The following is a 20,570-nucleotide window of genomic DNA, read 5'->3' as shown; positions in this document are numbered from 1 at the left end:
GCCCCTGCTTTTACGCTGATAAAATAGTCACCGGTTCACTCGTTTCAGCTGGCTGCCTTGGTGGCCTGATCTGAGTCGTACTGTAACTGGGAAATCCTTCGCAGCTGCTGCAGAGATGCCAGGTGGGCATAGATAATGGGCAGCAGCCCCTGCCTGCGCAGTGCCAGGAAGTCCTCATCGGACAATGCATTAAGCGCCGGCTCGTCAACAATATGAATGCCGTCTATCTTGTAGAGGGTGCCATCCGGGCGGTGCCGCATCTGGATCTGATGAGTGATCAGCAGATTCTTGGTGTTGAACAGATTGCACACTTTCTGTGTCTGGATAGTCTGCTGGGTTATATCCATCAGGGCTTCGATCCGGTTCTGCATGTACTCGGACTTGTCTCCGTTGTCAGCAAAAATGGCCTCCCCCTCTGTTTTGCTCACCAGGGGGCTGTCTTCGTCGATCAGCACCACGAACTGGTCGCGGTCCTGTTCCACGCGGGCGATGGAGAAGGGGGCATTGTTGAAGCTTATCGGCACCACCTGAGCGCCCCAGTGCTCTGTCTGACAATAGAGGTTATGACCGTCCTTCAGCCCCATGATAGCAACGGGAACGAACTCACCCGGGGTCTTGCCCGTTACAAAGACCAGGGGGAATTCGGCCGCCAGGGTATAAAAATCCTTGACGACGATGGGGATCAGGTTCTGATTTTTATAACGGGTGTAATCTCCGGATTGTCTGACTTTCAATTCGGCGTGTTTGTCACTGGCAAGAGGTACTGGTGTGCTCATCCTTCATAGACCTTGGGTAGTGTGGATAAAAACTTCAGGCATGTTACCCAGTTAGGAGGCAGAAAAACAACCACCCGCAAAGAGGAGGTCAATTCGCACCGTTTCAGGCGCTGATAGGTCTGTCAGGCTATCGCCTGGCGCCAAAAAGTGGCTGATGGACAGCGCTTGGGTGCCAAACCCGAGAACCCACTTTAACCCGGACCCCGGAGGGAATATTTTCGGTGATCTTGGACCTGCTTAACACTTTCCGTGCATCACACCTTGCTAGAATCATTGCTATGCGTACTTCTCTACTATTTTTACTGATTGTTCCACTGGCGCTGCAGGCGCAGGTTGATCGCTGGGTCACCAATACCTGTGAGAAAGGTTCGGGGGCCGGCATTTACGCCTGGTCAACCGGGGACATCTACCAGGGGCAATGTCAGAATCAGCGCATTCACGGTCACGGCACGTTGCAACGGGCCAACGGCGATCGCTACGTAGGCTTGTGGCGCAATGACCGTCACCATGGCCAGGGCACCTACCTATGGTTCTCCGGGGATCGCTACGAGGGGCAATGGCAGAATGGCATGCAGTGGGGCAGCGGTACCCTGGCCCGCGCCAGCGGCGATCGTTACACCGGTCAGTGGCGCAGCGGACGCAAGGACGGGCAGGGATCTCTGGTGCTCGCCAACGGCGATCGCTATGAAGGTGAATGGATTGACGACAGGATAACCGGAACCGGGGTCTACGCCTGGGCCAATGGCGATCATTACGAAGGCCACTGGCTGAATGGTATCCGCAGCGGCTATGGCGAGTTTGTTGGCGCCAATGGCGATCGCTACCAGGGCGACTTTCTGAATGACCAGCGTCATGGCCAGGGTACTTACCAGTGGGCCAATGGCGATACCTATTGGGGTAGCTGGCTGAAGGGCCGGCAGGACGGCCGCGGGGCCAAGACCTGGACCAACGGCGATCGCTACGAGGGCCAGATGAAAGCGGGCAGACTTGAAGGCAGCGGCCACTTCACCTGGGCCGACGGTAAGCGGTACGAAGGCAGTTTTGCCGCGGATGCGCCCCACGGCGAGGGCACTTATTTCTGGCCCAATGGTGTCCGTTTTGAAGGCAGCTGGCGGAATGGCCAGCGTCATGGCCCTGGCAGCCTGGTTTATGCCAACGGCGACCGGGTTGAACAAGTGTACGAGGAAGGCCGCCTGGTCGACTGACTCGTCCTTACCGACTCAATTCCCTGACCTGCTTACCTGATCCGCTGCCGCGTTGGCCGGGCGAACTGCATCCGGTGCCTGCCCGTCCCTGTTGATTCCATGCAGGGGCGGGTATATAAAGAGTCAACCGCACGGAGCGGGGTGGCCTCGACAGCTTCCCTGTGCTACTGAGGCTGCAGCACGCTGCAGCAGAAAGTCGGCCACCCTGTGGCGGGCAAATCAATAAGAATCTGCGTTTCAACGGAGCGCCGCAGACACGAGGTAGTAACATGACCCGAACGCCATTGAGCTTATTCACCCAGGCCCTGATCAAACCGGTATTCCTCGCAGCAGCAGTTGCCACTGCGCTGGCAACAGGCAGTTACGCCCAGCAGCCGACAGACCCGGGTCTGCCCATGGCAGCTCCCGAGGAGGTCGGTATGTCTGCGGAGCGGCTGGCGCGCATCGGGCCGGTCATGCAACGGTATATCGATTACCGGCAGGTTCCCGGCACGGTGACCCTGATCGCCAGAAAGGGCAAGGTAGTCCATTTTGAAGCCCGGGGTTTCATGGATATTGACAGCGGCAAGCCCATGCGTGAGGACGCTATTTTCCGCATTGCCTCGATGACCAAACCGATCACCTCGGTTGCCCTGATGATGTTATGGGAGCAGGGCCAGTTCCAGCTGCGCGACCCGGTCAGCAAATTCATTCCTGGTTTCGCTAATCCCAGGGTCTCCACCACCAGTGATGCCAGTGGGGAAACCGGCCATCTGGTGCCTGCCACGAGAGAAGCCACTATCCGGGACATGCTTACCCATACGGCGGGTCTGGCCAACAGCTACCGGGGCAATACCCGCTATTACGCGAGCCAGATCGCTATTCGCCCGGACGACACGCTGGAGTCCTACGTCAACCGGATTGCTGCTATGCCGCTGAATTACAACCCCGGCGAGCAATGGCAGTATTCCCAGGCCACCGATGTGGTCGGTCGGCTGGTGGAGGTGATTTCCGGTCAGCCGCTGGACGAATTTTTAGATGAGCGGATATTTCGACCGCTTGGCATGCATGATACCCACTTTTTTATGGATGACGATAAAGGTGGGCGTCTGATGTCACAGTATCGGCCCGGGCCGAACAATAACCGTATCGTGCTGCAGGATCCCGGTAACAATGAAAGCCGCTGGATCAGTGCCGAGAACAAGCGGGTATTTCGTGGGGCAGGCGGGCTGGTATCAACAGCCCATGACTACCTCCGGTTTCAGCTTGCCATGTTGAACGGTGGCGAGCTGGATGGTGTCAGGCTGCTGTCACCGGTCACCCTCGATCTGATGATGGACAATCACACGGGGGAGCTCCCCCTGTGGCTGCCGGGGCCCGGGATGGGTTTCGGTCTGGGCTGGGCCGTGGTTGAGGATCGCGGCGCGGCGGCAACTCCCCTGTCTGAGGGTTCCGTCTACTGGGGCGGAGCCTACGGGACCTTGTCCTGGATCGACCGGGATGAAGAGCTGATCGGGATACTCATGACCCAGGTGCGTCCCTACTCCCATATCAATATCCGCCAGGATTTTCAGGTTCTGGCGCACCAGGCCATCGTCGATTAGAGAGCAGACCCGGCAAACGATTTCTGGAAGCCCGGAAGGCCTGCCGCAGCGCGTCGCGGCAGGGGACACAGGTCGTCCTGATTGCCGGCCTGTGCCGGGATTTTCCCGGCTGCCGGTCAGCTCAGGCCGGCCGCGGCCTTGACCATTTGCAGGTAGAGTGAGCGGACCTGGCTGGTGATCGGTCCGGGTACTCCGTCTCCGACAGGCTGCCCGTCGATACTGACAATGGGTAGCACCAGAGTGGTGGCGGAACTGAGAAAGGCCTCATCGGCCGCCAGAGCTTCTTCAACGCTGAATGGTCGCATTTCAACCGCAATCTGCTGTTCTTCGATCAATTCCAGGATTACCCGCCGGCGAATGCCGGGCAGGATTGAGTTGGACAGCGGTCGCGTGATCAGTCTGTTATTGCTCACGATGAACGCAGAAGAGGATGCCCCTTCGGTGACGAAGCCTTCCTCTACCATCCAGCCTTCGTAGGCTCCACTCAGCTTGGCCTGCTGCTTGGCCATGCATTGGCCAAGCAGGTTCAGCGACTTGATGTCGCGCCGTTTCCAGCGCAGGTCTTCGACGATGGCGACGCTGACGCCCTGGTTGGCCATGGGGTGATTCAGGATGGCCTGATGGCTGGCAAATGCCATCAGCGTGGGAGTCACTCCCGGGGGATAGGCGAAATCCCGTACGGCGGCACCGCGACTGATCTGCAGATACACATAACCTTCCTGCAGCTGGTTCCGAGCGGCCAGTTCCTGAATAATTTGCAGCAGTTCGACAGGCTCACAGGGCCAGGCAAGATCGATCTGCCCGGTGCTGTTAGTCAGGCGCTCAAGAAAATAGTCCCGATCGATCAGCACGCCATTGACTACCGGAATCACCTCGTAGACACCATCCCCGAACAGGAAGCCCCGGTCGAAAATCGAAACCCGCGCCTGGTCGGCCTGCAGGTATTCTCCATTCAGATAAACAATTTCGTCCAACTCGCGTTACTCCCTGGGTTGAGGTGCCTGGATACGACGTTCAGATTATTGCCAGGAGGCTGAGGGCCGGCCAGGTCCCATCGATAGTGCCGTTAATCAAAGGTGCCACAAATAGTGCTGTTATGAGCCGGCAGAAGCGGCTACCGGTCAGCATGGTGCCATCATCGGTCAGCAATTTTCAACCGGTCTGACGACTCACCGGTTCATTCTTCCACCGTTTCGACAACGACTTTCCAGAGCCGTCTGGAAGCAAAAATCTGTACCAGCAGCATCATATTGGCCAGCAGGCTGGCGAAAAGGGGTGCCCAGTCTGAAGAAGAAAACCATTGGCTTATAACACCCAGTGTCGTCAGGGTGCTGATCACCAGGTAGGCCCACTTGAAATCCCGCCAGGTAGCGGGGGATCTGTTGCGGAAAAAAGCCAGGTTATCCGGCTCTGCCCGGGCCCGCTTGAAAGTCAGGTGAGACATGATATTTGCGGAGGCAAATATTGACGCCAGCACCAGCAGCCAGAGGCCCTCGTGATCCGTGGCAATGAGACTGACCAGCATGAATTCCTGGATACCTATGAGAAAGGGGAAAAGAGAGTCCCTGGTGCTGGGAACCCAGCGAAATCCCATCACCAGGCTCGAATACATAATCCAGATCTGCAGGATGCCGAGCAGCGTAACGCTGATCATGCTCCAGCCGACCAGACTGGCGGAGCTGAGCTGCCACAGTAGCTCCGTCTCAGTAACTTTTCCCCACAGCAGCTCCAGTGCCAGTGCCTGAATGATGCTGACCAGGGTCAGCAGCACCATGGGAAACTGCTCCAGGGCACGTTTGCGAAAAGTGGACATGTCTGTTTCTCGCCCTTGGGCCTGTGGCTAGATTCCTGGGACCGGCAGTCCCAGGGCACTGCGCAACTCCATGGCGGTCATTCCACGGACATACACGCTGGTGCCACGGTCGAATTCCCGCGCCCGTTCCAGGCCGCCGACCACCACCGGCTCGAAGCCGGCGTCCCGGACCAGTTGCCGGGTTACCGCCACGGCCTCCACATCGTCCCCGGCAATGGGAACCCCGATCAGTTCACCGTCCCGATGAGCCTCGTTCTGCACCATCAGGTAGCTGATCGCGTTGAAGGCCCGCACCAGCCTGACACCGGGAAAGTACTCCGCGGAGGCTATGCCGGTACCTTTGGCTATAGCCTCTTCAGCCATGGGGCCGTCCCGGTCGGCGCGGGGATTGCCGCAGTCGATCACGATCTTGCCCTGCATCAGAGGAGCAAAGTCCCTCCCCACCTGAGGCATGGCGCCATAGGGAACGGCCACCAGCACCACGTCGCCAAAGCCGGCCGCGTCAGCCGGGTAGCCGGCCCGGGCATTGCTGCCGGCCTGTTCCACCAGTTCTTCCAGCTGGTCCGGGTTGCGGGACGAGAACAGTACCTGATGTCCCGCTTCGGCCCAGCGCAGCCCGATTGAACCGCCGATGTTGCCGGACCCGATGATACCGATACGCAGAGTGTTTGCCGGCTGGCCGAAGGCGGCCTGCAAAGAAAGAAAAGGCGACAGGCCCACGGCACTGCAGCCGATCAGGGCTTGTGAGAGGAATCTGCGCCGGCTATTGGTGTTATTGTTCGACATGTTGATACTCCCGGGCCTGGTCGGCCGGACAAGGGTTTAGAAACCTCTGTTGAATCAATGCAGGGCACTGATTTTCTGCTGAATGCGCTGGTAAGGCGCTTTACCGCCGGCATAGGTCGGCCTGGCAATTGTTAAGGATGGGGAAAGCATTTACCTGGCCCACTCTGGACTTACAGGGCGTACTCTGGCCCCCCGGCGAGGTGGCTGTCAAGCGGCCCGGCGACACAACAAGTGGATTGGACGGCCGGCCGGATTCCCGGGCCTCTATGAATTCCCGCGGCCACAACGGGCTGCTAATAAAGACGCCCTGCATGGCAGGTTTGAATCCCGCAACTGAGAATCCGGGCGGAGTGGCCGACATACCGGCTATCTGACCGGTGTCAATGACTGGTCCGTAATCAGGAGAGAGCCATCGATATGGGCGAGAGGCATGCCAACCGACTATTGAACCGTGTATCCCGGTTTAAAGGCCTGGGTCCGCTGGCACCACGGTTGAAAGTCGGCCTGCGACTCGATACCGACCAGACCGGGAAGGATTTTTTCAAGCTGCCGTTCAGGCGCTCCCTGCCGCTTATCCTGGTCTCCGGTTGTTTTCTGGCGGCGTTCTGCCTACCTTATTTCAGCGTGGGTAATCTTTTTGCCGGATCCGATGATGACAGCCTGTTCAGCCTGGTTGCCGCGCTGTTCGGCCTGTTCTGGCTGCTGGGCTGGTCGGTGGGTGTGCTTGTGCTGCTGACGCTGTTTCTGGCCCTGAGTTCTGGCGCGGAGACGTTGCAGCTGCGTCCTGGCTGGCTGCGCATCCGGGTTGAGGTGCTGCGGATGGGAGTGGGTGCCGATTTTCGTGCCGGGCAGATTACCAATCTGCGCTGGCTGCCGGCGGCGCAGGCCAGGGCGGGTGATGAGACGGGGCACCGCTGGCGAGGAGACCACCTGGCATTCGACTACGCCGGAGAGACGGTCAGAGTGGGTTCCCAACTGTCCGAGGCCAGGGCGGCCGAAATTATCAACCGCCTGAAAAAACTGCTGGCTGATAGCCCGCCCGGCGAACCCAGCGGCGAGTCGCAGCAGCAGGCAGATGAAAAAGCAGCAAGGTCAGACACTGTGGCGTCCCTGCAGGCACCCTCGATGGTCGGGTGGGAAGCAGGGCTGCAGGCGACTTCCACCCGGATGCTGGTGCTGGCGAACCTGATACCGCTGGCTGGTGTGCTGCTGGCCAACTGGAGCATAGGGGACATCATGCTGCTGTTCTGGGCGGAAAGCGCCATCATCGGGCTGTTCAATCTCCTGAAGATGTGGGTTATCGGGCGCTGGTCAATCCTGTTTCTCGGTCCGTTTTTCATCGGCCACTTTGGTGGTTTCATGGTCGGCCATCTGTTGTTCATCTATGCTCTGTTCCTGTCCGGGCCCGATGGAGCAGATCCTTCCACCAGCCAGGTAGTGGCCGATTTCATCGCGCTTTGGCCTGCTCTGCTGGGCCTGCTGATCAGCCACGGAATATCGTTCCGGCTTAACTTTCTCGGCGCCCGGGAATACCTGGGAACCAGCGTCAGGCAGCAGATGCACGCGCCTTACCGGCGCATCATCATCATGCACCTGACCATTATCTTCGGCGGTTTCCTGACCATGGCTCTGGATGCCCCGCTGCTGGCACTGGTGTTGTTGATCGCCCTGAAGATCCTGGTCGATGTGAAGTCTCATATCAGCGAGCATCGTCGGTCTGCGGGTCCTTCCGATCGCGAGGACTCAAGCTCATCGCGCAGTGCTGGCTGAGGGTTGAACCCGGGTCTAAGCAGTATTTCAATACAGTGTCTTGCTGGTCTGGGGTGACTGGCAGCCTGGAGGCTTATTTTGCGCAATCGCTGCTTGCGGGCGCACGGAGTGGCTTCGAGCGGCGCGGCCGGCAGGGGGTTCGGTGGGCTGCGGACCGCGCCCGTCCCGGGTTCCTTCACTCTAAGGAGCCTCTGATGAATTATCACAATGCTCTGGCCTTCAGACAGGTCCGCTGGAAAGGCGCATTGCCGCCGGCTTGCGTCGGCCTGTCAAGGCAGTGCAACGAAGCCAGCGGGGTTGTCTGAAGGCCCCTCCGGGCGGGGCCTGTCAGGCGCCACTGCGTCGTTGTCGCGCTTGGCAAGGGAGTTACCCTTACCTGCGCACGACGCCTAGCAGTAGCTCCCGACAGACTCCCGCAGAGCGTTGTGATAATTCATCAGAGGCTCCTTAAATGCCCTGAAGGACGGTCATTTTTCGCCGTTCAGCGCTGGTCCTTGATTGCAGCCCACCGAACCCCCTGCCGACCACGCCTTAGCACCAGGTGGCACTCAGCATACGGTGGCTTCGAAGGTGGCGGAAGTGATTGCAAATCGATTTACAAGCGAAGTTGTGAAGAAAGCGCGGTCGCACTCTTGCATCCATCCACTAAGGATAGAATCCGGCACTGAGCACCACTCCGGGGGAGCCTGCCGACGGAGCAATTAAAACGCAGCACCGACTGACCGAAGGAGACCGCTTGCGGGCTCCTGACCGAGGGAGGGAACCCCGGAGGGGTGCGCGTTGCTCCGTCGGCAGGCTCCCCCGGAGTGGGGCGGTCTCAGGAAAGAACCCAACAAGAACCCAATCAGACCCAATACAGGAAACAGATCCTGATTCCCACGGGCGGGCGCAGCCCAGAACAAAATCCATGCGGAAGCAACTATTTAAGATTGAGACTCTACCCGGGTCCAGGATGTATTGCATTCGCCGGTGGCCTTGGTTAAGCTCGATTCCCAACCTCAAAAAAACCAAAAAGGAGGTTCGACATGAGCCCCAGTGTTCCGTCGATACGATCTCTGTTCCTGTCTGCCGTTCTGCCTCTGTCATTTATACTTGGCCCCGCGGTGCCGGCATTTGCCCAGAACAGCGTCGAGCTGGATTTCGAATTCTTCAAGAACGAAGTGCAGCCGATTTTCCTGGCCAAACGCAACAACAACATCCGCTGTATCCAGTGCCACACGCGCAGCAGTGGTTTCCGACTGCAGCCACTGGAAGAAGGGCAGTTTTTCTGGACCGACGAACAATCACGGCAGAACTTTGAGTATGCCGCGGCCTTTACCCGGCCCGGCGAGCATCCGTTGCAAAGTCGTTTTCTCACTCATCCGCTTGCCGCGTCGGCGGGCGGCGATCCCTTCCACGGTGGCGGTAAGCACTTCGCCAATCAGAGTGACCCTGAGTGGCAGATCATGGCGGATTGGGTTGCGGGTGCCACCAAGCGCAGAGAACCCTCCGGCACGGTGGTGAGAATTATTCAGACCAACGCCGCAGGGGACAATTCTCACATTATAGACCCGGTGTCCAACACAGCGGTGGGTGTCATCGAGCACATCGAAATTCCCCATGGTGTGACCGGGGCGCCCGACGGCAGCCAGATTTATATTTCCAACGAAGCGCTGCACACGCTCGATGTGGTCGATTCCAGAACGTTGCGCGTTAAACGTCGTATTCACCTGAGTGGTCGTCCTAACAACGTGGCTGTGAGCAAGGATGGCAGCAAGGTCTACGTCGGAATCATGGAGGCTCCCGGCGCTGTCGATGTGATCGACGTGGTCAATATGGAAAATATCAAGACGGTTCCAACCGTCGGCCCGATTCATAATGTGTATGTGACTCCGGACGGGCGCTATGCCGTAGCCGGCTCCATTCAGCGCAGTACGATCAATGTCATCGATACCGCCACCGACGAGATGGCCTGGACCAAGGAGATGGATTCAGGTATCCGTCCAATGATCTTTGACACGCATCCGGACGGTTCCACGAAGAACATCTTTGTTCAATTATCCGATTTTCATGGCTTCGCGGTTGTGGATTTCAATTCCCGACAGGAAGTCGCGCGGATAGAGCATCCGCCGGTCGAAGGGGAGGAGGCTCATCTGGATGGTCTGCAGGCGGCTCCCGCCCATGGGCTGGGCGTTTCACCGGATGGGCGGACGTTATGGTCAACCAGCAAGGTTTACAGCCACGTTTACATCCACTCCCTTCCGGATCTGAAGGAAATAGGCAGAGTCTTTGTGGGGCAGCACCCGGAATGGGTAACTTTCACGCCGGATGGTAAAACCGCCTATATCGGTGCCGCCGGGGATAATGCCACTTATGCAGTCGACACCGAATCCATGACGGTCGTGGCCAAGATCGATGTGGGGCAGACACCCAAGCGGGTCGGCACCGTCTACATGCAGGTTGACTGAATGCCGGAGTGACGAAGTCTCCGGTTAGCCGCTTTGCCGGTTGGAGAGACGACCGATGCTATTGCAGGCCGGGCTCCGGCAGGGGGTTAGGTTGATCGACTGGTTGGTTATCGCTGTTACTGTGTTTGCGAGATGCCTGACAGATGATTGATGATGGTCAATGCTTGGTGCTTGGTGCTTGGCGGTTAATAGATAGCCGAGGCGCTGCAGCCGGGTGTTACAGCGCCATATCGCTTACAAATTGTCACAGTCGCCCTGGCTGAGTTTTATTATAATGTCGGTTTTGCCCGGACAGACTCTGGTCTGTGGATTCGTTTGATCGATCGTTCCAACAGAATGAACCGGGATCAAGCGAATCAGGCTCTTACAAGTAATAGAACTATGAATACTCCCCGTCTTATTCGAGTTGCCACATTGCTGGTGATGTATACCGTTCCCCGTCAACTTCAGGCGCAGGACAACGTCGGGGACGATTCCACTGTCATGTACCCGGCTTCCTACTTCGCCGAGTACCTCCCCGTCACTGCCCAGGACATGCTGAACCGTATTCCCGGCATCAGTGTGCAGGGCGGAGGGCCGCGAGGCGGTAACGCCAGCCGGGGCGGCCGGGGACTTGGCAGCGGTGGTGGTGGTACGGAGATTCTCATCAACGGCAAACGGACTGCCGGCAAGAGCAACAACAGTCAATCACAGCTGGACCGGATTTCCTCTGATCAGGTGAATTACATCGAGATTATTCGCGGCACGTCCGGAGAACTGGATGTCAGGGGCAGTACCCAGATCATCAACGTGGTGTTGTTCGAGCAGTTATCCAATACCAGCGTTTCCTACGAAGCCAGCATGGATTATTACCAGGACAGTGAGGCCAAGCCGGGAGGCTCGTTTGCCTATGGCGGCCAATCCGGCCAGCTCAATTTTCTGGTCAGCGCCTCCGCCGAGCCCCGCTACCAGCACCGGGAACTGGAGGAGCGCAGTATTCTGCCCGACGGCTCACCCAATGATCTCATCGATGAAGATCGCATTCGGGAGCAGACAACCTATTCTTTGTCTACCAACCTGGACTATCAGTTCTCCGAGCGCAGCAGTGTGCGTTTTAATGCGCTGTATCAGGACGATGATAATCCGACCGAGATAGACCGGACTACCATTGATGTGCGTGATGGCGCCTACCTGCCCTATTTCGAGCGGGAGGATCTTCCTGGCACCCAGAGCAACTGGGAGGTCGGGGGCGACGTGGAGTACCGTTTCGACAACGGTCAGCGTTTCAAACTGCTGGGAATCGCCAACCAGAATGATCAGGCCAGCATCCGGGAGCGTTTCGAGGTGTTTGAGGACGGTTCGGAGAACAAGAATCTGTTTCTCAGCAACAGCAGCGTTCTCGAAGAGCGCATTTTACGCGGCTCCTACACGATGGGCCTGTTCGATGGTCAGGACATTGAGTTCGGTCTGGAGCGGAGCCAGACCACGCTGGACTCCAGCCTGGCCCTGGCAGTGGATTCCAGCAGCGGCACACCCTCGGCCAGTCATGGTGGCCTGGTCCCCGTGGCCGTGGCAAACGCCAATACCGCGGTGGAGGAAATACGCTACGAACCTTTCGCCATCCATAACTGGCAGCTGAATCCCCGCATGAGCCTGGAAACTTCGATGGTGTATGAAACCTCCGAAATCTCCCAGTCTGGAGATACCAGCAAGAAGCGTGATTTCAGTTTCTTCAAGCCCAAGCTGGATTACCGGTTCGATATCACGCCAACTCTGCAGCTGCGCCTGATGATAGAAAAAATCGTGCGACAGTTGAGCTTCTCGGATTTTGTTGCCGTGATCGATCAGGGCGATGTGGATGCCGATACTCAGGCGGGCAACACGGAACTGCGCCCGGATTACTGGTGGAACTACAATCTGCTGGCGGAGTATCGCCTGCCTGACGATCTCGGTGTCGTCTCAGCGAATCTCTACAAGCACCGGCATTATGATTTCCGGCAGCGAATCGATGTGTCGCCGTCAGATGACAATCTGCGTTCAGCCTGGGGTAATTCCGGCAAAGGTGACATGATGGTGCTCGACGTGCGTGCCAGCGTACGTCTGTCCATGTTCAACCTGCCCGATGTCCTGGTGACATCCAGGGCGAGTGCGCGGGTTTCCGAGGTCACGGACCCCATTACCGGGGAAGTACGCAGTTTTAACGATTACAGCAAAGGTCAGTTCCAGCTCGGTTTTCGCCATGACATCCCCCGCTGGCGGATGAACTATGGAATGAACATGAACAGTCCGATCAATGGCGACAACAAACTCTGGGATCTGGAGGACATCGAGGCAAGCCGGAGCGACGGGTTCGCCATGGCGTTTGTCGAGGTGTTCGCCTTCGATAACATGTCATTCCGGCTGGATTCACGCAATCTGTTCGATGGACAGAATTGCCGGGACCGGGTTCGCTTTGATGGTCGTCGCAGTGATGGGATTCTGGAAGAAGTGGAGTATATGTGCAACGGCTCCGGCCGTGTGATCACGTTCCGGATGAGTGGTACGTTCTGACCGTCGATCAGGTCCGTGGTGCCCGAAACTACAAAGCCTCCGAAGGGCGCAGAATGATGGGTACCATCTCGCCCTCCTGAAACCACTCGCCATCGATGAAGTCCACCTGACTGCCCGATTCATCCATTCTGAGACGGCCGGTATATTCAGCTGCCAGGATGTCCAGCCGGATGGTAATACGATTGTTCTCCAGCTTTACCGATTCGGCGGGCATGCCGTAAATACCGAGCTGCGGGCTGATCAGGGCGGCACCGTAGGTATCCCCTTCCCGGGTCAGGTTGAAGGTCACGGCGTAGGAATCACGTCCGATTACCAGCGTGCCTGCCCAGGCCCCGACCACCGAAACCTGGCTGCTTTCCAACTGGGCAGAGGCCGTACCTGTCAGCAGCAGGCAGATTGTCAGGCTGGTTAACAAACTTGTAAGTTTCATAATTTCAACCGCTTTGCTGTAGTTTTATATGTTGAGACTGGTGAGTGTAGCAGAAAATCCCCGGCGGAATTCAAGTCTGGAAGGACTAAAGGAACGGTTCTTCCGGCCCGCATAGGCGTCAATTCCCTGAGGCGGGCGGGTCCGGATGACAAGCGGGCACGATTACCGGAGAATTCGAGTACAGAGCGCGGGATCGGAATAGTGTAACCAATCTGGCTGAAACCCGCAGTGACAGTGGACCCCTCGGCGGTCCGGTATCTCAACGGCGCTTGCTGGTAGCGCCCCCAAGGCGAGTGAAAAACTATGGAACAGGAATTAGAGCAGATGACCCAGATCTACAGCATGGTGGTGGAATACCTGGTCACTTACAGTTTTCAGATCATTGGCGCCATTATCATTCTGCTGGTTGGGCTGTTTATTGCCCGCAAGGTAGGCAACGGTATTTTTGCGCTGAGCCAGAAAAAGAATATTGATGTCACACTCAGTCGCTTTTTTGCCAGCGTGGTGAGAATAGGCATCATTGTCGCCGTTCTGATTGTGGCGCTTCCGAAACTGGGTATTCAGATAACCCCTTTCGTGGCAGCCATCGGCGCGGTCGGCCTGGGTGCAGGACTGGCGGTACAGGGGCTGTTATCCAACTACAGCGCCGGGCTCGCCATCATCCTGACGCGGCCCTTTGTGGTGGGAGATACCATCAAAGTGCAGGGAGTCGCCGGGCTGGTCAGGGAGGTGAAGCTTTCGTCGACGGTGCTGAGTAACGAAGATAATGAGCTGATCACCATACCTAATAAGCACATTGTCGGCGAGATCATTCACAATTCCCAGCAGGATTCCGCGCTGGAACTGGAAGTGGGCATCGCCTACGACAGCGACCCGGAAAAAGCCGTGCAGGTGATCCGGGCTGCGCTGCAGGGTATCGAAGGTGCCAGTGAGGTGCGGGAACCCCAGGTGGGTATTCATGCATTCGGCGACAGTGCGATCATTGTCGGTATCCGGATCTGGGTGCGGACAGAAAAACTGTTCGAGACCCGTTACCGGTGCAATATGGCTGTTTTTCAGGCGCTCGGGGCAAATCAGATCGCAATTCCCTTTCCCCGGCGAGAGCTGCGAATGGTGGATCAGCCGAGGCTGGAAACCGTGCTGCAGCAACCTTGAAAAAGGCGCTTTCTATGTAATACACCGTAACATTTGCCCGGTGGACTTGCCCGGGTAAACGGGGTAACCTGCTCGCTCGCGGAATTGCGAATATCTACCTTAACCCTATGAATAATAAATGGTTTTAGTAACCTTTCCTCTGGGTTGCCGAGGTCTGAATCAACGGCAGCCCACACGAAGTATCTGAAGCAACGAGGATACCAATGATGAAAATGACTAAGAAGGGCGCATGTGTGCTGATGGCAGGCCTGCTGGGCGTGTCAGCCGGTGTGGCCAGTGCCCAGAATCAGGATACGGTGGAGTGGTGGACCCTGGGCAGCGATTATGCCCATACCCGCTATTCCGAGGCTGACCAGATTACGGCCCAGAACTTCGGCGAACTGGAGGAGGCCTGGGTCTGGGATGGCTCCAGTTTCGACGCCCAGAGTGGCCGTGCGACACCAAGTTACGTGGATGGCAAGCTTGTTTTTGTGGCCGGCCCCCGCCGTCATGTCGTCGTGGCAGATGCCCAGACCGGTCAAACGGTGTGCTCTTTCCGCTTGCCCAATACCTACCGCTATGAGTACTCCATGCGCAAGGATTACGGCAAGGGTGTAGCACTCAGCGAAGTTGACGGGCGCAAGGTGATTTATATCACCACACCGGGTTTTTTCCTGGTGGCGCTGGATTTCGAGACCTGCTCGCCGCTGGAAAATTTCGGCAGCCCGGTTCCGGTTGAAGGTTTTCCCCAGACCGGCGTAGTGGACCTGCTGGCTGACCTGGGCCACCCCTACGATCCTTATGACGGTATTCCCCTTGAAACCGGCTATATCACGTCTTCCTCACCACCGATCGTGGTTAACGATACGGTTGTGGTAGGTAACTCGGCAGAGCAGGGCTACCACCAGGCGCGCATCGAGAACATTCCCGGCGATATTCTTGCCTATGACGCAAAAACCGGGGCCTTCAAGTGGAAATTCAATGTGATTCCCCGGCCTGGCGAGTACGGTCACGAAACCTGGGAAAACGATGCCTGGCAATGGACCGGCGACGTCTCCTCCTGGGCGCCCATGGCCGCCGATCCGGAGCTGGACCTGGTTTACATACCCACTAACGGTGCCACAGTGGATTTTTACGGTGGTTTCCGCCCTGGGGACAACCTGTTCAGCACCAGTCTGATTGCCCTGAATGCTCAGACCGGCGAGCGAGCCTGGCACTACCAGCTGGTGCATCACGATATCTGGAACTACGACACGCCGACTGCGCCGATCCTGCTGGATGTGAACCTGGATGGCGCGCCGACTCCTGCCGTGGCCCAGGCCACCAAGCAGGGTTTTGTTTACGCGTTCAATCGCGAAACCGGCGAGCCCCTGTGGCCGATTGTCGAGCGGCCGGTTCCGGCTTCAAAAATACCCGGTGAAAAACTGTCACCGACTCAGCCTTTCCCCACCAAGCCAGCAGCTTATACCCTGCAGGAAGTGACCCCGGACGAGCTGATTGATTTTACTCCGGAACTGCGCAGGGAAGCGCTGGAGGTACTGGCACAGTATGACTACGGTCCGCTGTTTCAGCCGCCCCTGCACCGTGACAACGACGAGGGCAAGCTGGGTGCATTCTGGTGTCCTGGCGATACCGGTGGTGTCAATATTTCCGGTCCGGCAGCCGCCGATCCTGAGTCGGGCATCATGTACATTACTACCCATAAAGGCTGTTCCTCACGAACCATCGTCCCAGGTGAGGAAGCTGACACTCAGTACGCGGCACCTACTGGAACCACGTTGGCCGCCTACGCGGTTGGCGCCGGCCGCGGTGGCCCAAGGCTGCGCAGCGGTTTGCCGATCTTCAAGCCGCCTTACAGTTCCCTGGTGGCGATTGACATGAACACCGGCGACCACCTGTGGGAAATCCCCACCGGCGAAACCCCGGATCGCATTCGCAACAACCCGGCTCTGGAAGGCGTTGATGTGGGTGAAACCGGCACCGGGGCCCACGTGCCGATGGTGGTGACCGAATCCCTGGTGATCTACGCCTCACAGCGCAGTGACGGCAGCCCGGCGTTGTGGGCTATCGACAAGGCCAGCGGTGAAACCATTGGGGTTATCGATGCGCCGGCAAACAGCCGCTACGGCATGATGACTTATGTCCATAATGGGCATCAGTTCATCCTGCTGCAGACCGGTGGCTCGATCAGCACCATGGCTCTGCCAGGCTGGGATGCAGGCATGTCAGGTGGCGCCGCTCACTAAAAGAGCAGTGGTTGAAGTAAAAAAGGCAACCGACAGGTTGCCTTTTTTTTGCCCGGGAATCCGCTGATGAATCCCGAGAACGCATACTCCTGCCGGGCGTTATCTGTTAAGGAGCTGAGCTGAAAGCAGCGCAATTGCGCTGGAGAAAAGAATCAGAATACCCAGTAATATCCCCGGTTGGCTGGCCAGACCAGGGAGCAGGGTATCCGGTTGGATATTGAAGAGGTCGGGTATCACATTTTCTATCCGGGAACCGAGCAATCTCAGCTTCCCGGTATAGTAGGTTGGCTCACGCAAAGGAAAATCGGCCAGAAAAATAATCAACCACACCAACCCGGCGGCTGCGAAGACTTTCCTGCGGGTGGCTGCCTTTCCTTCCAGACGGGAGTCAACCAGCCGGGTAAAGCCATCATCCCGGATTGACGGTGGACACTCGAGCAGCTGTTCGAGGTCTTTGTCAGACAAATAATGGTTGCTCATACCGCCTCCTTTCGATTGGTTCCTGCGTCGGGTGTGTCACTTGTTCCAGGCGTTTCGACAAGGATCGAGCGTAGTTTTTCCAATCCCCGCCTGATCTGTGATTTAACTGTACCAAGGGGAGTGTCCAGAATATCAGCCACTTCCTGATGGGAAAACCCATAACTGTGACACAGTGTGATTGTGGCGGCTTCTCCGGGGGTAAGCGAGGAAAAGGCGCGTTCGAGGTCTTTCTGCAAAGGTGTAATGGCTTCGTAGTGGTGTGCGTCCGGGCCGGTAGACTGCTGAAGATCTGAGAGTACTCTCTGTTCCCGCTTTTCCTGCCGCAGATGCAGGAGGAAGCGACGGTGGGCGATACGTATCAACCAGCCCTGGAAACTCCCGGTGCCTGTAAAAGTGCCAATTCGTTGGTAGGCAGTGACAAAAGTTTCCTGCGCTATATCGTCGGCGAGGGCATGATTGCGACACAGACGTAACAGGAACAGGCGCAGCCGTGATTGATTCAGCGCCACCAGCTCTGCGAAAGCCTCCCTGTCCCGGGTGGTCTGCACCCGGAACAGGAGCGATTTTTCCTTCAGCGTGTCAGTCAAATAGCTTTCATTTCCCGTTGTTCGGGTCTGCGGCCAGTTTCATCATGATCAAATAGGCAATCCCGATAAAAACGGGTATCAGACCCAGCACCCAGGGTGGACCTTCCGGCAGCATCAACAGGCTGAATACTGCGGGAATGCCTATTGCCAGCCAGATCAGGCCCCTGCGCAGATCTGCTTCAGGTCCAGCGGGCTCATTCAGTACCCTCAGCATGTCCGGTTCGACCGTGGCGCCGTGTTCAACGATCTTTATCAGAGTTTCAGTCTTCAGCGCGAGTCTCTTATTAGCGAATAATAGAAACAGGTAGATGACCAGTATCGGCCCTCCGATTCCAAAAATCACCGCTGTCAGTCCAATGAGTTCACCCATATCACTTTCTCCTCTGCATTAGTATAGAGCCAGGATGTTTCTCAGTGCCCTGTTGGATGCATGGCGGGGGAGGCTTTTTAGCGGCAATAAAAAGCGAGGGGCCAATAGCCTGCACAACACGCCATGCCAGCTGATCTTCGTATCGAAACGCAATGGGCGGAGGAGGAGGCGGGCTGGAACCACGTATGTATTATACAGGGGTCTGTGGGGTTCACATTCCGGAGATCAATGGTGTAACTCACGCCGGCTGGTTTTTGTAGAAGAAATACTTTGCTGCATCCAATTAGGGGAATCGTGCATCTCTATTACTGCAACGATCTGAAAAATGGAGAACGCTATGGATAATTTTGGGCTTGGAGGGGGACTGGCAGCCCTGGCCTTCTGGGGTTTTGTTGCTTCGGCAGTGGTCGCCTCGTACTGGGACGGCATTCGCAAGCGCGAGAGTCAGCATGAGACCATAAGGCGAGCGATCGAGAGTGGTCATCCGCTTGACGATGAATTGCTGGAGAAACTGTCCGCTGTCACCAGCAGTGGCAGTGGCAGAGTGGACAGGGATTTCAAAGTGACGGCGTTGTGGATATTGCCCGTTGCCGCCGGGATGGTGGTGTTTGCCTTCGCACTTGGATTTATTTCGTCGGACGCGCGAGTGTTGATGCTCGGTGTTGCCGGCCTGCTTGCTGTTCTCGGGTTGGGTTTCCTGGCAGCAGCCAGATATACGGAACGCTGGTATGAGTGAGCGCGCCAAAGGTTCATGGAACTGAAGCCACCGATCCAGGAGAGCATCTTTTGCGAGTTGCCAGGGATTATTATCCCGAATGCCCTGAAGCGTTGATCGTCAGCCTCGCGCGTGACGGTGACGATGCCGCGTTCGAAGAACTGGTGAGAAGGCGTCAGTCTTCGATAAGGAACCTGATGCGGCGATTCTGTGGCGACAGTAATCTGGCAGACGATCTTGCCCAGCAGGTGTTTCTTAAAATGTGGACCAGCCTGAAAGCCCTGCGGAAGGCGGATGCCTTTGGAGGCTGGCTGAAAAAAATAGCAGTATCTGTCTGGCTTCAACACCTGCGTAAACACGATGCGCTGCGTAACGCCAACGAACTGGAGGAAGCGGATGCCGGCAGTCGGGACGCTACCACCAAAGTGATAGACCTTGATGCAGCATTATCCGTGCTTTCACCTGCAGTGCGATCGTGTATCGTATTGTCATACCACGAGGGGATGTCTCACGATGAGATTTCCCGGGTCATGGAGCTGCCGATGGGCACGGTCAAATCCCATATCAAACGGGGTAGTGAAAAGCTGAGACACCTCCTGGCAGCCTACCAGGACAACTCAAACCGGGAGCAGTGAACATGAGTAATGAGCGGGATCCTCACCTGCAGGGATTGTTTGCCAGGGCTGATGAAACACTCGATGACTCGGGATTCACCAATCAGGTGATGCAGTTAAGGCGCAGGCGTAATATACAAAGGCTCCTTGTCGTTGTGCTGGTGGCATCCGCGCTTCTGGCAATAACCTCACAATTTCTACAGGCTCTGCAACCGGTTGCTCTGGTTTTGACTCAGGTATTGAATATTGAACTGATCGATCTGGGTGACAGTTCCATAAGCTGGATTCTTGCGCCAGTTAACAACCTGGCGACTCTGTTGGTGATTATTGGCAAGGGCCTGAAAATGAGTTGGGACAAAGTACGCCATTCTTCTTACACAACTTGACGTTAACGTGAATCAGACCGGTGTTTTGCTCGAGTATGGCTGTGAACCCATGGGAAACAGTCGGACGGGTATAGTCATCGAAGTGACTAAAATGATGGCAGGTTTGAAGCCGATCGAAACTTCAAGTATGCTCGAAGACACCCTGTCGAGGTATGTACCGATGAGTAAACTTTCTGGGCAAATTCTACTGTTTGCTTTTCTGGCCGCCAACGGCAATATTGCTGCCCAGCAGCCAAGTTTTGCGGAGATATTCACACCACTGCAGCAACTGAGCGAGTCGGCTTGTGCGCGGTCGCTGGGGTGGAATGAGGTTGAAGCCTTGCCGCTAGGTGCCCAGCAGATTGCGCTGTTCCAGCAGGCCTACGCTGCTGCTCAGGCCGCCGACGACTCGACACTCCAGGCCGTTGTTTCCGATTCGCAGCGGTACCGGGATCTGTACGGATTTTTCAATCAACTGCGCTCCCTGGAACTGAATCCCGAAGGCAGCAAGTTTATAATTCAAGCGCCGTTCAATCCTGCCAACGACGTGCACGCCGGCCTGGCAGCGCGCTTCGCAAACTTCGCGCCTGATGTGATTGTCACCATTCTGTGGTGCCTGGATGCCACCGCCAGAACTAGTGTCCGACAGACAGTCGGCTACGTCTATCTGGCTCGCGTCGAGGGGCAGTGGAAATTTTATACACCTTAATCTGCTATTCT

19 protein-coding genes are annotated in these 20,570 nt (G+C 56.9%); 11 read left to right on the top strand and 8 right to left on the bottom strand.

The features are described 5' to 3' along the window. Positions 1-44: 44 nt before the first annotated feature. Positions 45-776 (bottom strand): SapC family protein, encoded by a 732-nt coding sequence (locus tag R3F50_01260; protein MEZ5488929.1) that lies wholly within the window; start codon positions 774-776, stop codon positions 45-47. Between the two features lie 278 nt (positions 777-1,054). Here R3F50_01260 and R3F50_01255 point away from each other — a divergent pair, with 278 nt between their 5' ends. Continuing rightward, on the top strand, positions 1,055-1,981 hold the full coding sequence (locus tag R3F50_01255) for a phosphatidylinositol-4-phosphate 5-kinase (GenBank protein ID MEZ5488928.1): 927 nt from the start codon (positions 1,055-1,057) through the stop codon (positions 1,979-1,981). Positions 1,982-2,250: 269 nt separating this feature from the next. After that, positions 2,251-3,564 (top strand): serine hydrolase domain-containing protein, encoded by a 1,314-nt coding sequence (locus tag R3F50_01250; protein MEZ5488927.1) that lies wholly within the window; start codon positions 2,251-2,253, stop codon positions 3,562-3,564. A gap of 116 nt (positions 3,565-3,680) precedes the next feature. Here the strand turns inward: R3F50_01250 and R3F50_01245 are convergent, their stop codons facing one another. From R3F50_01245 to R3F50_01235, 3 genes are all read right to left on the bottom strand, one after another. After that, the gene (locus R3F50_01245; protein MEZ5488926.1) at positions 3,681-4,538 is read right to left on the bottom strand and encodes a D-amino-acid transaminase; all 858 of its coding nucleotides are present in this window, start codon (positions 4,536-4,538) and stop codon (positions 3,681-3,683) included. A gap of 203 nt (positions 4,539-4,741) precedes the next feature. Next, positions 4,742-5,377 (bottom strand): hypothetical protein, encoded by a 636-nt coding sequence (locus tag R3F50_01240; protein MEZ5488925.1) that lies wholly within the window; start codon positions 5,375-5,377, stop codon positions 4,742-4,744. Between the two features lie 27 nt (positions 5,378-5,404). Continuing rightward, positions 5,405-6,163: an NAD(P)-binding domain-containing protein gene (locus tag R3F50_01235; protein ID MEZ5488924.1), complete on the bottom strand. Its 759-nt coding sequence runs from the start codon at positions 6,161-6,163 to the stop codon at positions 5,405-5,407. A 417-nt stretch (positions 6,164-6,580) separates the two neighbouring features. Between R3F50_01235 and R3F50_01230 the strand changes: the two genes are divergently transcribed. The 3 genes from R3F50_01230 to R3F50_01220 all read left to right on the top strand — a co-directional run bounded on the left by R3F50_01230 (position 6,581) and on the right by R3F50_01220 (position 12,909). Continuing rightward, positions 6,581-7,933 (top strand): DUF6498-containing protein, encoded by a 1,353-nt coding sequence (locus tag R3F50_01230; protein MEZ5488923.1) that lies wholly within the window; start codon positions 6,581-6,583, stop codon positions 7,931-7,933. A gap of 1,025 nt (positions 7,934-8,958) precedes the next feature. Continuing rightward, entirely contained in the window at positions 8,959-10,380 is a 1,422-nt protein-coding gene (locus R3F50_01225; protein MEZ5488922.1) for a hypothetical protein, read from the top strand. Between the two features lie 381 nt (positions 10,381-10,761). Next, positions 10,762-12,909: a TonB-dependent receptor plug domain-containing protein gene (locus R3F50_01220; GenBank protein MEZ5488921.1), complete on the top strand. Its 2,148-nt coding sequence runs from the start codon at positions 10,762-10,764 to the stop codon at positions 12,907-12,909. 28 nt (positions 12,910-12,937) lie between these two features. Here the strand turns inward: R3F50_01220 and R3F50_01215 are convergent, their stop codons facing one another. After that, a complete protein-coding gene (locus R3F50_01215) occupies positions 12,938-13,339 on the bottom strand; it encodes a hypothetical protein (protein ID MEZ5488920.1) in 402 nt (133 codons plus the stop codon). A 303-nt stretch (positions 13,340-13,642) separates the two neighbouring features. Between R3F50_01215 and R3F50_01210 the strand changes: the two genes are divergently transcribed. Further along, the gene (locus R3F50_01210) at positions 13,643-14,494 is read left to right on the top strand and encodes a mechanosensitive ion channel (protein ID MEZ5488919.1); all 852 of its coding nucleotides are present in this window, start codon (positions 13,643-13,645) and stop codon (positions 14,492-14,494) included. Positions 14,495-14,700: 206 nt separating this feature from the next. After that, positions 14,701-16,719 carry a hypothetical protein gene (locus R3F50_01205; GenBank protein ID MEZ5488918.1) on the top strand — a complete coding sequence of 673 codons (2,019 nt, stop codon included), beginning with the start codon at positions 14,701-14,703 and terminating at the stop codon, positions 16,717-16,719. A gap of 99 nt (positions 16,720-16,818) precedes the next feature. Here the strand turns inward: R3F50_01205 and R3F50_01200 are convergent, their stop codons facing one another. The 3 genes from R3F50_01200 to R3F50_01190 are packed head-to-tail and all read right to left on the bottom strand — an operon-like array spanning position 16,819 to position 18,156. Next, positions 16,819-17,199, bottom strand: coding sequence for a hypothetical protein (locus R3F50_01200; protein MEZ5488917.1), 381 nt, complete (start codon positions 17,197-17,199; stop codon positions 16,819-16,821). Next, entirely contained in the window at positions 17,196-17,786 is a 591-nt protein-coding gene (locus R3F50_01195) for a sigma-70 family RNA polymerase sigma factor (protein ID MEZ5488916.1), read from the bottom strand. The genes R3F50_01200 and R3F50_01195 overlap by 4 nt, the downstream gene beginning before the upstream one ends. A gap of 7 nt (positions 17,787-17,793) precedes the next feature. After that, positions 17,794-18,156, bottom strand: coding sequence for a DUF6249 domain-containing protein (locus tag R3F50_01190; protein ID MEZ5488915.1), 363 nt, complete (start codon positions 18,154-18,156; stop codon positions 17,794-17,796). Between the two features lie 337 nt (positions 18,157-18,493). On the opposite strand from R3F50_01190, the gene R3F50_01185 reads away from it, so the two are divergent. From R3F50_01185 to R3F50_01170, 4 genes are all read left to right on the top strand, one after another. Then, entirely contained in the window at positions 18,494-18,892 is a 399-nt protein-coding gene (locus R3F50_01185; protein MEZ5488914.1) for a hypothetical protein, read from the top strand. Continuing rightward, entirely contained in the window at positions 18,889-19,506 is a 618-nt protein-coding gene (locus R3F50_01180; GenBank protein ID MEZ5488913.1) for a sigma-70 family RNA polymerase sigma factor, read from the top strand. The genes R3F50_01185 and R3F50_01180 overlap by 4 nt, the downstream gene beginning before the upstream one ends. Before the next feature lie 2 nt (positions 19,507-19,508). After that, positions 19,509-19,871, top strand: a complete 363-nt coding sequence (locus tag R3F50_01175; protein MEZ5488912.1) for a hypothetical protein — start codon at positions 19,509-19,511, stop codon at positions 19,869-19,871. A 160-nt stretch (positions 19,872-20,031) separates the two neighbouring features. After that, positions 20,032-20,559 carry a hypothetical protein gene (locus tag R3F50_01170; GenBank protein ID MEZ5488911.1) on the top strand — a complete coding sequence of 176 codons (528 nt, stop codon included), beginning with the start codon at positions 20,032-20,034 and terminating at the stop codon, positions 20,557-20,559. Positions 20,560-20,570: the final 11 nt, after the last annotated feature.

Source organism: Gammaproteobacteria bacterium (assembly GCA_041395725.1).
Classification (GTDB): Bacteria; Pseudomonadota; Gammaproteobacteria; order Pseudomonadales; family Pseudohongiellaceae; genus NORP240.
This window is presented reverse-complemented; position numbering and strand designations above follow the sequence as displayed.